At 67.6% G+C, this 11,869-nt stretch carries 16 protein-coding genes; 9 read left to right on the forward strand and 7 right to left on the reverse strand.

The window, feature by feature from the left end; translation table 11 throughout:
• Window positions 1–90 precede the first annotated feature (90 nt).
• Window positions 91–2,091: a hypothetical protein gene (locus AB0I34_RS08910; protein ID WP_360441839.1), complete on the forward strand. Its 2,001-nt coding sequence runs from the start codon at window positions 91–93 to the stop codon at window positions 2,089–2,091.
• 135 nt (window positions 2,092–2,226) lie between these two features.
• Here the strand turns inward: AB0I34_RS08910 and AB0I34_RS08915 are convergent, their stop codons facing one another.
• Window positions 2,227–2,925 carry a helix-turn-helix domain-containing protein gene (locus AB0I34_RS08915; protein ID WP_360441842.1) on the reverse strand — a complete coding sequence of 233 codons (699 nt, stop codon included), beginning with the start codon at window positions 2,923–2,925 and terminating at the stop codon, window positions 2,227–2,229.
• Between the two features lie 140 nt (window positions 2,926–3,065).
• Here AB0I34_RS08915 and AB0I34_RS08920 point away from each other — a divergent pair, with 140 nt between their 5' ends.
• Complete coding sequence (locus AB0I34_RS08920) at window positions 3,066–4,433, forward strand: FAD-binding oxidoreductase (RefSeq protein ID WP_360441845.1); 1,368 nt, start codon at window positions 3,066–3,068, stop codon at window positions 4,431–4,433.
• Window positions 4,434–4,491: 58 nt separating this feature from the next.
• Here the strand turns inward: AB0I34_RS08920 and AB0I34_RS08925 are convergent, their stop codons facing one another.
• The 5 genes from AB0I34_RS08925 to AB0I34_RS08945 form a co-directional block, all read right to left on the reverse strand.
• Window positions 4,492–4,680 carry a hypothetical protein gene (locus AB0I34_RS08925; protein WP_360441848.1) on the reverse strand — a complete coding sequence of 63 codons (189 nt, stop codon included), beginning with the start codon at window positions 4,678–4,680 and terminating at the stop codon, window positions 4,492–4,494.
• Between the two features lie 128 nt (window positions 4,681–4,808).
• Entirely contained in the window at window positions 4,809–5,426 is a 618-nt protein-coding gene (locus AB0I34_RS08930; protein ID WP_360441851.1) for a histidine phosphatase family protein, read from the reverse strand.
• Between the two features lie 4 nt (window positions 5,427–5,430).
• On the reverse strand, window positions 5,431–5,919 hold the full coding sequence (bfr, locus tag AB0I34_RS08935) for a bacterioferritin (protein WP_360441854.1): 489 nt from the start codon (window positions 5,917–5,919) through the stop codon (window positions 5,431–5,433).
• On the reverse strand, window positions 5,906–6,115 hold the full coding sequence (locus AB0I34_RS08940; RefSeq protein ID WP_131363115.1) for a (2Fe-2S)-binding protein: 210 nt from the start codon (window positions 6,113–6,115) through the stop codon (window positions 5,906–5,908). Before AB0I34_RS08940 ends, bfr begins: the two co-directional genes overlap by 14 nt.
• Before the next feature lie 62 nt (window positions 6,116–6,177).
• On the reverse strand, window positions 6,178–6,999 hold the full coding sequence (locus AB0I34_RS08945) for a class I SAM-dependent methyltransferase (protein WP_360441858.1): 822 nt from the start codon (window positions 6,997–6,999) through the stop codon (window positions 6,178–6,180).
• 179 nt (window positions 7,000–7,178) lie between these two features.
• On the opposite strand from AB0I34_RS08945, the gene AB0I34_RS08950 reads away from it, so the two are divergent.
• The 4 genes from AB0I34_RS08950 (at window position 7,179) to AB0I34_RS08965 (ending at window position 8,765) form a co-directional block, all read left to right on the forward strand.
• The gene (locus AB0I34_RS08950) at window positions 7,179–8,105 is read left to right on the forward strand and encodes a hypothetical protein (protein ID WP_360441861.1); all 927 of its coding nucleotides are present in this window, start codon (window positions 7,179–7,181) and stop codon (window positions 8,103–8,105) included.
• Between the two features lie 18 nt (window positions 8,106–8,123).
• Window positions 8,124–8,303: a hypothetical protein gene (locus AB0I34_RS08955; protein ID WP_360441864.1), complete on the forward strand. Its 180-nt coding sequence runs from the start codon at window positions 8,124–8,126 to the stop codon at window positions 8,301–8,303.
• Window positions 8,300–8,500 carry a hypothetical protein gene (locus AB0I34_RS08960; RefSeq protein ID WP_360441867.1) on the forward strand — a complete coding sequence of 67 codons (201 nt, stop codon included), beginning with the start codon at window positions 8,300–8,302 and terminating at the stop codon, window positions 8,498–8,500. Before AB0I34_RS08955 ends, AB0I34_RS08960 begins: the two co-directional genes overlap by 4 nt.
• 64 nt (window positions 8,501–8,564) lie before the next feature.
• Entirely contained in the window at window positions 8,565–8,765 is a 201-nt protein-coding gene (locus tag AB0I34_RS08965) for a hypothetical protein (protein ID WP_360441870.1), read from the forward strand.
• Between the two features lie 9 nt (window positions 8,766–8,774).
• Here the strand turns inward: AB0I34_RS08965 and AB0I34_RS08970 are convergent, their stop codons facing one another.
• Window positions 8,775–9,305: a DinB family protein gene (locus AB0I34_RS08970; protein WP_360441873.1), complete on the reverse strand. Its 531-nt coding sequence runs from the start codon at window positions 9,303–9,305 to the stop codon at window positions 8,775–8,777.
• A gap of 218 nt (window positions 9,306–9,523) precedes the next feature.
• Between AB0I34_RS08970 and AB0I34_RS08975 the strand changes: the two genes are divergently transcribed.
• The 3 genes from AB0I34_RS08975 to AB0I34_RS08985 all read left to right on the forward strand — a co-directional run bounded on the left by AB0I34_RS08975 (window position 9,524) and on the right by AB0I34_RS08985 (window position 11,862).
• Window positions 9,524–10,348 carry an alpha/beta hydrolase gene (locus tag AB0I34_RS08975; protein ID WP_360441876.1) on the forward strand — a complete coding sequence of 275 codons (825 nt, stop codon included), beginning with the start codon at window positions 9,524–9,526 and terminating at the stop codon, window positions 10,346–10,348.
• A 130-nt stretch (window positions 10,349–10,478) separates the two neighbouring features.
• On the forward strand, window positions 10,479–11,261 hold the full coding sequence (locus tag AB0I34_RS08980; RefSeq protein ID WP_360441879.1) for an alpha/beta hydrolase: 783 nt from the start codon (window positions 10,479–10,481) through the stop codon (window positions 11,259–11,261).
• Window positions 11,262–11,361: 100 nt separating this feature from the next.
• A complete protein-coding gene (locus AB0I34_RS08985) occupies window positions 11,362–11,862 on the forward strand; it encodes a GNAT family N-acetyltransferase (RefSeq protein WP_360441882.1) in 501 nt (166 codons plus the stop codon).
• Window positions 11,863–11,869 lie beyond the last annotated feature (7 nt).

The following is an 11,869-nucleotide window of genomic DNA, read 5'->3' on the forward strand; positions in this document are numbered from 1 at the left end:
TGCGGTAGGCCGACCACTGCATCGCGGGTGCCGACATGCTGACGTTCGGTCGTCACTCCAGTGGCACGCGACCAGCATGGAGGGCAACCCATGAAGTTCACCTCTCACATGACCCGCCGTCGAGCGTTTGGTCTGGCAACTGCGTCCCTGGTCATCTCCGCCGGCCTGATCACCCCGACAACCTCGATGGGTGCGGCCGCCGCCGGAGGTACCCGCGCGATTCCCAGCGGCGGCACGACGAGTATCCAGACACGTCCGCTCGGAGTGGACGGTCTCCAGCAGCCGGAGCTGCGGCCCGGAGGCCGGGAGGAGGAGGAAGGCGACGGCGAGGCCGGTCAGTTCACCCGTCCGCGCCCGGGGTTCAAGAACGGCAAGTTCCCGAAGAAGCCGCTCGACGCACCGGTCGTCGCGTCCAGCGCCGTGGCAGGCTCCAACGCGGATGTCCAAGCCAGCGTGAACGGCCTGACCCACCGCGACCAACGGCTCGCCAACGGCGGCAACCAGTTCTCGCTCGAGCCGCCCGACCAGGCGCTGTGTGTCGGCAACGGTTTCGTCGTCGAGGCGGTCAACAGCGTGCTGCGGGTCCGCAGCTCGGCGAACGCCGCCGCGCTGAGCGGGGTACAGGATCTCAACACGTTCTTCGGCTACCCGCCCGCGATCGACCGCACGACCGGCGTGATAGGGCCGCAGGTCATCGACCCGGTGTGCCTGTACGACCCGGACCACCAGCGCTTCATGGTGGTTCTCACCACCTTGGGCAGCCTGCCGAACGGCGACTTCACCGGCAAGAACACGATCGACCTCGCCGTGTCGAACACCGGCAGCCCGCTCGGGACCTGGACCATCTACCACGTCCCGGCGCAGAACGACGGGACCGACGGAACACCCGACCACGGCTGCACCGTCGACGGGGTCGTCCACGGTCCGTGTTTCCAGGACTACCCGCACATCGGCCAGGACGCGAACGGCGTGTACGTGTCGACCAACGAGTACGACCTGTTCGGGCCGGGCTTCAACGCCGCGCAGATCTTCGCGTTCTCGAAGGCGCAGCTCGCCGGCCACCCGGCCAGCGTCAACATGACCCTGGTCGAGAACCTCGCCGTTGACGGCTCGCCGGGCTTCACCGTCTGGCCGGCCAACTCGCCGGCCGGGGAGTACTCCAGCGAACGGAACGGCACGGAGTACGCGTTGAGCACGATCGCCGGTGACGGCAGCGAGACCGGCAACCCGACCGGTACCGCGCGCCGGCTGGGCATCTGGGCGATCACCAACACCGCGTCGTTGAACTCCGCGGCACCGGCGTTGGGGATCACGAGCCGGCTGACGAACAGCCAGACGTATGTCGTCCCGCCGGAGTCGGACCAGAAGCCGGGCAACATCCCGCTGGGTGAGTGCATCAACGACACGACGATGCCGACACCGTTCGGTCCGGGGTGCTGGCAGGCGTTCTTCGAGCCCGAGGACGAGCCCGCGCACGACGAGGTGGAGTCCACGCCGGACTCGCTGGATTCCCGGATGCAGCAGACCTGGTACGTCAACGGCACTCTCTGGGGTTCGTCCGGAACCGCGGTCAGGGTGAACGGCGAGCTCAAGGCGGGCATCGCCTGGTTCGCGGTGAGCCCGAAGATCAACGGCGCCGGCAAGATCCAGGGGCGGGTCACCAAGCAGGGCTACATCGCCCTCGCGAACAACAACCTCACCATGCCGGCCATCGCCTTCACTCCGGCCGGCAAGGGCGCGATCGCGTTCTCGGTTCTCGGCGAGACCAACTTCCCGAGCGCGGGTTACGTCCGCATCGACGAACGCGGGTCGGTGGGACCGATCCACCTCGCGGCCGCAGGCGTCGGGCCGGCTGACGGATTCACCTCGTACAAGGCGTTCGTCGGGGATCCTCCACGGACCCGTTGGGGTGACTACGGCGCCGCCGTGACCGACGGCGGCAACATCTGGCTGGCGTCGGAGTACATCGGCCAGACGTGCACACTGGCGGAATACTTCCCCTCGCCGGACCTGGCCGGATTCGGAAGCTGCGGAGGCACGCGCACCAGTCTCGGAAACTGGTACACCAGGCTCACCAAGCTGAGTCAGTGACCTCGGCCGTGAGCTGACCGGCTGCGGACCGGGCGCCCCGTCCGGTCCGCAGCCGGCCCTTGGTGAACATCAAGGTGGCAGAGTCGCCGTTGCGGCACATTGAAGTCCTGGATCTCCGGAATCCTGTCGAACGGCTCAGGCTGCTGGGCTTGCTGTAGCGCGGGGGATCGGTCTGATGTGGGCGAAGGCGCTGCGGGCGTTCCAGGTGGGGAAGGCTCGCACGAGCGACGAGGGCCCGTGCAGTTGGATGCGGCCATTGCGGATGGCCTCAGCCCAGCTGAGCTGGCCGGCGTGCCATTTGACGAAGGCTTCGGCCTCCGCCGTGATGTAGAGGTCCTCGTCGAGGCCTGGGTACGTCTTGCACAGCTCGGTGTCGCCGTGCTCGATGAGCAGCCAGTACCGCTCGGGGCGCTGGCGGCCGGTGAAGTCGAAGCGGACGACGACGGGCCGGCCCGGGAGCCTGTCTCGGCGGAGCAGGTTGCACATCGACCACAGGGCCACGAAGGGATCGAGGTGCTCGGGGGCGATCTCGAGCCAGGCGGCACCCCACTCGCCGAGCGACACGCAGACCTTGAACAGGTCGCGACCCGCGGGTGCGAGCTCGTAGTGGCGTCCGCGCCCGTCGGGCTTGAGCGCCGAGCTGACGATGCCGAACCGTTCGAGCTGCTTTAGCCGCTGCGATAGCAGGGTGCGAGACAGCCCGGGCGCGCCCTCCAGGATCTCGCTGAAGCTGCCGCACCCGAGATACAGGTTGCGGACGATCAGCGGCGTCCATCGCTCGGCGAAGATCTCGGCGCCGCGAGAGATGGGGCAGTACTGGCCGTATGTCCTCACGACGCCAGTGTCTGGCCGCAGGCTTCGCGTGTGAAGTCCAGATTCTTGACTTCACGGCCGGGGGCGATCGCGATGCGATGGTGCCGTCGGCAGCGGAGGGGCCGAAGACGCCGGCCTACCCGAGCGAGGAGGCAACCGCCATGGAGATCGACGGGTTCCTGGGCCGGCTGATCACTGCCGACCACACCGACTACAACGCCGCCAGAGCGGTGTGGAACGGCGTCATCGACCGGCGCCCCCGGCTGATCGCTCGCTGCAGTGGGACCGCTGACGTGGTCGCGGCCATGCGCTTCGCCCACGACCACGACCTGGAGATCGCTGTCCGGGGCGGAGGGCACAACGTGGCCGGTACGGCGGTCTGCGACGACGGGATCGTCATCGATCTCTCGGCGATGCGGGCCGTGTGGGTCGACCCTGCCGGCCGCACCGCCTGGGTGCAGGGAGGTGCCCTCTGGAGCGACGTCGACCACGAGACGCAAGCCCACGGTCTGGCCACTACCGGCGGCATCGTGAGCCACACCGGCGTCGCCGGGCTCACCCTTGGTGGCGGCCTCGGCTGGCTCATGCGCAAACACGGGCTCGCCGTCGACAACTTGCTGGCCACCGAGGTGGTCACCGCCGAAGGCAGCATCGTTCGGGCGTCCACCGACGACCACCCCGACCTGTTCTGGGCACTACGAGGCGGCGGTGGCAACTTCGGCGTCGTCACCTCGTTCCAGTTCGCGCTGCACTCCCTCGGCCCGGACGTCGTCGCCGGCGCCGTCTTCTGGGCGGCCGAGGACACCGCGGCGGTACTGCGCTTCTACCGGGACTTCGTTGCCGAAGCCCCCGACGAACTCGGCACCGTAGTCAGGCTCGGCACGGTGCCTCCTTGGCCGGACATCCCCGATCACCTGCACTGGCGGCCGGCGATCGCTGTCGCCTGCTGCTACGCCGGAGCCGTGGAAGATGGCGAGCGTGCGGTGCGGAGCCTCCGCCGCTTCGGGACGCCGCTCGCGGACCTGGTCGCACCCACGCCGTACGTCGCGCACCAGAGCGCCATCGACGACACCGTTCCCCACGGCTGGCACTACTACTGGAAGTCCACGAACCTCGCCGGGCTCTCCGACGCCGCCATCGCTGTCATCGCCGAGCACGCCTACACCGCTGGTTCGGCCCGGTCGTACGCGGCGATGTTTCATCTCGGTGGCGCCATCGCCCGGGTCCCCCAGGACGCCACCGCATACGCCGGTCGCGATGTGCCCCACAACATCGTCATCGAAGGAGTGTGGTTGCCAGACCAAGCCGCCGAGCTGGCGGCCGCCGAGACTGCGTGGGCACGGCGGTTCCTGCAAGCCCTCGAGCCACACCGAGCAGCCGGCGTCTACATCAACTTCCTCGACGCCGACGACGACAGCCGGATCCGGGAGGCCTACGGCGATCACACCTACCGACGGCTCGTCGAGGTCAAATCCAAGTACGACCCCGAAAACACCTTCCACCACAACAAGAACATCCACCCCACCTGAACACCTCGCTCCGTGGCGCCGCCCTTCAGACGTTCTGCATCTGGGCCGCAGTCGACCACTAGGTGAGTGCCTCGGTGGCCAGGGTTTTTGGGTCTCCGGCTAGGGCGAGGTAGAAGAACTGGCGGCTTCGGGTGTTGGTGTTCTCGGCCCAGGTGAGGACCTGCTGGAGGGCGGTGGTTGCGGCCTGGTCGTCGCCCTTCGCGTGGAGGGTGGTGGCTAGGCCGACGCGGGCCAGGGCGGCGAACACCCTGCCGTCCAGCCACTCCCCTTCGCCTCAATGCCCGACCGCCTCGTGAAGGCCCTGATCCAGCGCTGACCCCCGAGATGAGGAGCCCTCGGTTGCCCCGCCTTTGGAGGCAGTGGCACCGAGGGCGTTCAGATGTGCAGGTCTGCGGGGAAGCCGGTCCAGCGGAGGTCGGTGGGGAGGTGTCGCATGTCGTTGTAGACCAGGACCGAGGAGGGGCGGCCGGGCGCGAAGCGGAGGACAGTCAGTGCCGCGTTGCAGTGGTTGAGGGCGAGCCACCGCCACTTCGGCGCGTCCAGGGTGTGTCGAACCAGCCAGCCGACCAGGAAGTTGTGGGTGATCAGCAGCTGGTGCTGTTCGTCGTTGCCGTCCACCGGCCCGGTGAACCGCTCCAGGGCCACGCGCGCCAGGTCAGCTCCGGTTTCGAGCTCCTCGGTCGTGAACTGCTGGAGGAAGCGCAGCAGGAAGTCAGCCGAGTCCGCCGGCAGCTCGTCCTCCGCCGGCACATAGGGGACAAAGTCTCCTGCCGCTTCGGAACTCTCCAGCGGGACTTCGTTCTGGAGTTCCTGCTGGACCAGGCGCGCGGTTTGGGCTGCCCGGGGGAGCGGACTGTGATGAAGAGACGAGAAAGGGACGTCCTGCAGTCGCTGACCGAGCAACACGGCCTGACGCCGGCCCTTGTCTGACAACCCACTCTGATCCGGCACCGCCTCGGCGTGCCTGACGACGTACAGATAACGGGTGGCCACTCCGTCAGCCTGGTGACTTGCCGGGCTCGATCTGTTGGGCGAGGTATTGCTGGACGCCGACGCGTTCGATGGCGTCGAGTTGGGACTCGAACCAGTCGACGTGCGTCTCCTCGTCGCGGACCATCTCCTCGAACACCGCCGCGGTGCCGTGGTCGCCGAGGTCGTGGCACTCCTTCGCGGACGCGTTGAACTGCGCCACCGCGGCGAGCTCGCCCTCGAGGCCCAGCCGGAGCATCTCCTGGGCGTCCTCGCCGACCGCCACCGCGCCGAGCTTCTGCAGATTCGGGTGGCCGTCGAACAACAGGATGCGGCTGATCAGCGCATCGGCGTCCTTCATCTCGTCGATCGACAGGTCGTAGAAGGCCTTGCCGAGCCGCCCGAATCCCCAGTTGTCGAGCATCCTGGCCTCGAGGAAGTACCCGTTGATGACCGTCAGCTCGAGGGTGAGCGCCTCGTTGAGCAGTACGACGACGCGTGGGTTAACCGGCTGCACCTGCCACCTCCGTGATTGAGGCTGCCGAGACCGACCTCCCATGCTGGCACAACAACCGCTTCAACGAGAAGACGCAGCCGCCACAGTTCCGTCCCGCCCCGGTCGCCCCGCACACCTGCGCGAGCGTCCGGGCGCCGCGGTCGATGCTCTCGACGACGTCGCGGTCGCTGACGACCTCACAGTGGCAGACAATCACACAGGTGAGGCTACCCTAACCGCCCCGCGCTCGTCACGGCCGTGTCCAAGAATGTGGCTTGTTCAGAAGCGGTAGTGCAGGACGATGGTTCCCTTCCGGGACCACGCCGTACTGCGGGCTTGGGCTCGGTAGTAGAGGCGGAGCACGGACGGGAACTGGGCGACCTCGGGTTCGCGGCTGATCAGGATCTCCTTGATCAGTTGCAGCTTCGGGTTCCAGCGTTCGAAGTCACGCGGGTCGTCGACGCCGGGGAACTTGATCAGGTCCGCGACCGTCTTGGTGCCGCGCGAGTGCCGGGCCGCCCAGACGGCGAACTTGGTGTAGCTGTTGAAGACCAGGTTGCCGCTCGGGAAGTGCTCGACCAGCCGGTCCAGCAGTCCTGTCACCTCGTCCTGGCTGAGGAACCCGAACAGACCGTCGGCCACGATGATCGCCGGCTTGTCGGAGGGTACGGCGTCCAGCCAGCCCTTGCCGGTCACGTCGGCGGCGATGTTGTGGGAGTGCGGACGCTCCGGGATCAACTCCCGGCGTGCGGTGACGACCTCCGGGAAATCGACGTCGTACCACTCGACCGTGTCCGGCGGGGCGAGCCGTTCCCGGCGGGTGTCGAGGCCGGCGCCCAGGTCGAGGCCGACGGCATCCGGGTGACGGTCGAGGAACCTCGACGCCACCTCGTCCAGCTTCTTCGCCCGGATGGTCGCGTTCAGGAGCAGGTTGGTGTCGATCTTGAGCCGCTCGTAGTCGTAGCCGGACGTACGAACGATCTGGTCAGCCATGGCATCGCCGAGGATCGGGATCGGTCTGCGGTTGTCGAGGGCGCGGCAGCACAGCGTCAACCACAGACTGTCCTCGAGCGGCGTGAAGGCCGGAAGTGTGGTCCCCATGGCGGATCCCTCCGGGGTTGACGGTGGACTTGCACCACCCTCGCCGCCGCCACGCCTGCCGACATCATCCACATCGAGTGATTTCGGGCGTCGCTGCAGGAGTTTGTAGTGCAGGTCGCCGGGTACCTGCGGTGTGGCTGGGGGCCTGATATGTGATTCAGGATCAGGGAGGCAGCGACATGGCCGGAACACGCACCGCAGGGAGATTGGTGAAGGCCTGGGGCACCGGGGTCAAGGACTTACCGCAGAACGCGACCTGGCTGCTGTCGAAGGCGTTGACGCCATTGGAAGCGACGAAGGATGCGGCCGGCAGCGCGACTCAGTCGGCTGGAAGCGGCCTGGCGGACATCGCTCGCCACGCAGGTGCATCTGTCATGGATGTACTGCCCGTGGGCGACTCGATCGAGCTGCGGCTCCAGCGAGCCAGAAGTGCGGCCGACGAGGCCAAGCAGGCCGAGGATGACGCGGTACGCGAGGCCGAGGAGGCGAAGGCGCGCAGCGACGAGGCGCGTCAGGTCGCCGAACGGTGCCGGGCGTACGTGCGTGACGTCGAGCGGGAGCAGACACAGGAGGTCAGCGACAAGGTCGCCGAGGCACGCCGCGAGGCCGATGCGCGAGTGGAGCGGGCTCGGGCCTCGGCGCAGGCAGACGCTGACCGCGTGGTGCAGCGGGCGAAGGCGGAGGCGGACGACCGGGTCGCGAAGGCCCGCGAAGAGGCGGAGGCGGCGCAGTCGAAGGCCAAGCAGGCGATGGCCGAGGCGACCGCCAGCCTGGCAGAGGCCAGGCGGCTGGCGGACGAGGCCACCGAGGCGACGAAGGCTGCGGCCGAGGAGGCACACCGACAGGCCGCGCAGCTTGCCGCGGACGCGGATCGCGAGGCCAAGAACGCCGACGAACGGGTCCGCGAGGCTGAACAGGTCCGATCTCGCGCCGCCACACAGCGCAAGGGCAACGGACGAACTCGTGCCACTGCCGACCTCAACGAGATGACCAGGACGGACCTGCTGAACCTGGCCACGGCCGAGGAGGTCAAGGGCAGGTCGGCGATGAGCAAGACCGAACTGGTGACCGCCCTCAAACGGTCGACCGGAACGAAGCGGCGATAGCCAGGAGTGGAGACGATCATGGGACTGTTGCACAGGAAAAGCCGGACGGAGCGGATTGTCGGGCAGATCGCGACCGGCACGACGAACGCGATGCGCCGTGGTGCGGTGCGCAACAGCGTCGCCGCCGCGGCTGCCGCGATCGGTGTGAGCGCGGCCAGCGCTGTGGTCTCCTCGCGGCGGCAGAAGGACAAGAAATGAAGCTGCGCAGCGTGGCGGTGTTCGGCGTGGGGTACGTGCTCGGGGCCAAGGCGGGACGTGAACGCTATGTTCAGATGGTCGAAGCGCTCCAGCGGGCGTCGCAGCGGCTCGACGAGGCTCGCCGTCAACGCGGCAAGCCTTCCCGAACCGGAAGCGACGGGCTCGACAGCTATCTGGATGAGACCAGCCAGAACTAGCACCCTGGCCGGCGGGGCCGTCGTACGCACCTCGCTCGTCGCCCGGCTGCTCGGAGTGAGGCTCTTGACCGTCGAGGGGACGGTTCTGCTGTCACCGGTCTCGTTCGGCGACCCGCCCGCGGACAGTGGCCCGACGGCCCGCGTCGACACCCCGACATCCCCCGTGGGCGCCAGAACCGGACCCAAAGGGATAGGCGCAAGGCTCGGTCCGTCGGCGCGCCTGATCGACGAAAGCATCAAGGACCTGCGCACGCTGGAACGCTGAACGAGCGGATCAGCCCATGGTTTTCTGGCCGTCGATGGTTTCGCGGATGATGTCGGCGTGGCCGGCGTGCTGCGCGGTCTCGGCGGTGATGTGCAGGAAGACACGACGTACCGTCCAGAACACGCCCGGTGGCTGCCACGGCGCGGCCGGGAGCTCGTAGGCGACGTCGAGGTCGAGAGTGCGGAGCAGGTTGTCGGTGGCGGCGGCGACCTTCTCGTACTCCGCCAGTACGCCGGCCAGCGTCTCGCCCTCGGTGAGCCGGAACTGGTTCTCCCACTCGGCGATCGCTTCCGGCGTGTACTCGGTCGCCTCGGGCGCGTCCGTGCCAGGGCCTGTCTGGGCGAAGTCGGTCCACATCCGCTCGACCGCGGTGACGTGCTTGATCAGCCCGCCGACGGTCAACGCGCTGACCGTACTGCGAGTGTTCGCCTGCTCGTCCGTGAGCCCTTCCGCGGTGTGCCGCAGGAAGTACCGGTGCTTCGCAAGAAAGTCGAGAATATCGGCCCGCTCACCAGTCAGAACCTGCTCGTTCGTCGTCATGCTTCGACCCTAGGAGAGGTAGCGGACAGGGGGTGTCCGCTACTTGGGGGCTCCTCAGATCGGCCGTCGGGGGCTAGGGTGGCGTGGGGGTGGTGAGGTCACCAAACCCGTTGCTGACAAAGGGTTTCGGGCTGACGACGATTCGGTGCCGGGCTCCTGGTCCCGTGTGCCGTTCGAGGCCGGGGCTACTTCGTCACGCACTTTGAGGGGGCAGCACAGTGGGAATGATCACGACCAGCGACGGTACCGAGATCTTCTACAAGGACTGGGGCAGCGGTCAGCCGATCGTCTTCAGTCACGGTTGGCCGCTGTCGGCCGACGACTGGGACAACCAGATGCTGTTCTTCCTGCAGCAGGGGTACCGCGTCGTCGCCCATGACCGCCGCGGTCACGGCCGGTCGACGCAGACCGGCGACGGCCACGACATGGACCACTACGCCGACGACCTCGCCGCGGTCGTCGAGCATCTCGACCTGCGCGACTGCCTCCACGTCGGCCACTCGACCGGCGGCGGCGAAGTCACGCACTACCTCGCCCGGCACGGTGAGGCCCGTGCTGCCAAGGCCGCACTGCTTTGCGCCGTACCACCGCTGATGGTGAAGACCGGCGCCAACCCGGACGGCCTGCCCAAGGAGGTCTTCGACGACCTGCAGGCCCAGCTGGCGGCGAACCGCTCGGAGTTCTACCGCGCGCTGCCGTCCGGACCGTTCTACGGGTACAACCGGCCCGGCGCGGAGGCATCCGAGGCGGTCATCCAGAACTGGTGGCGCCAGGGCATGATGGGCGGGGCCAAGGCGCACTACGACGGCATCGTCGCGTTCTCCCAGACCGACTTCACCGAGGACCTGAAGCAGATCGGCATCCCGGTGCTGGTGGTCCACAGCGAGGATGACCAGATCGTTCCGTACGTCGCCTCGGGCCCGCGGTCGGCGGAGCTGCTGAAGAACGGAGTCCTGAAGACGTACAAGGACCTCCCCCACGGCATGCCGACCACCCACGCCGACGTGGTCAACGCCGACCTGCTGGAGTTCTTCCAGTCGTAGCGCTCTGCCCCCGCACCACCACACTCATCAACTGACTTCGTCATGCTCGCGCGCCCTCCCGGCGACAGTCGCCTGACGAAAGGACCTGTCGATGAACAGGAACCGATCACCTCTCTTCCGTGTGCTAACCGTGCTCACGGCCGTCCTGGGTCTGGTGCTGACCGCGATAACCCCTGCGGCGGCGTCCCATCCCGGTGGCCCGAAACCCACCATCGTGCTCGTCCATGGCGCCTGGGCCGACGGATCCAGTTGGTCCAAGGTCACCAGCCGTCTGCTGAACGACGGCTACAACGTCCGCGTGCCACCGAACCCGTTGCGCAACCTCACCACCGACGCCGAAACCATCAGAAGCTTCCTGTCCACGTTGTCCGGACCCGTCGTGCTGGTCGGTCACTCGTACGGCGGCGCCGTCATCACCAACGCGGCGACCGGCAACCGGAACGTCAAAGCGCTCGTGTACGTCGACGCGTTCGCACCCGCAGCGGGAGAAGCGATCTTCCCGCTGGCCGGCGAGGACTCCGCACTGAACGTCGACCCCACCACCGTCTTCGACTTCGTCCCCTATCCGGGCGCGCCTCCCGGTGACGTCGACCTCTACCTCAAGCGCGGCACCTTCCTGACGTCGTTCGCGTCCGGCGTCCCACGCCACGAGGCCGAGCTCCTCTACCCGTCCCAGCGACCGCTGACCCTGAGCGCCGGAAGCACACCTTCGGGTACGCCGGCGTACCTGACCATCCCGTCCTGGTACGTCCTCGGCACCGGCGACCGCATCATCACCCCCGAGGCCCAACTCTTCATGGCCACCCGAGCCAAGTCCAAGATCACCAAGATCAAGGCCGGCCATCTAGGCCTGGTCTCCAAGCCCAGCCCGATCACCAAAGTCATCGAACAAGCAGCCCGCGCAACCCGTTGACGGATCTCCGCCACCCGGGAGCTGGTTGTGCACGAAAACCCAGCGACCGGGTGGTGGTCCTGCGGCTACGCTCCCAGGCGTGCCGGCGGAAGAGGATGTCATGAGTGGCGGGTATGGGATCCGGGTTTTGCGGGACGGGGATCCGGTGGTTATTTCGCGGGCGTTCACGGCTATCGGGTGGGACAAGCCGGTTGAGCAGTACGAGAAGTATTTGGCCGAGCAGGCGGCTGGGGTGCGGGATGTGTTGGTGGCGACGGTTGACGAGGAGTTCGTCGGCTACGTGACGGTGCGGTGGGAGTCGGCGTACTTCGACGGGTTGCCGGAGATCCAGGACTTCAACGTGCTGCCGCCGTACCGGCGCCGCGGGATCGGCAGCGGGCTGATGGACGCGGCGGAGGCATTGGTGGCGCAGCGGTCCGCGGTGGTCGGGATCGGCGTCGGTCTGTACGCCGACTACGGCCAAGCCCAGCGCATGTACGTCCGCCGCGGCTATCTCCCCGACGGCCGAGGCCTCATGTACGACAACCAACCAGTTGCCCCCGGCAACACAGTACGACTGGACGACGAAGCCACCCTGATGTTCACCAAGTCACTGGCCTGACCCGTGA

The sequence above is a fragment of the Kribbella sp. NPDC050281 genome (assembly GCF_040655855.1).
In the GTDB taxonomy this organism is placed as follows: domain Bacteria; phylum Actinomycetota; class Actinomycetes; order Propionibacteriales; family Kribbellaceae; genus Kribbella.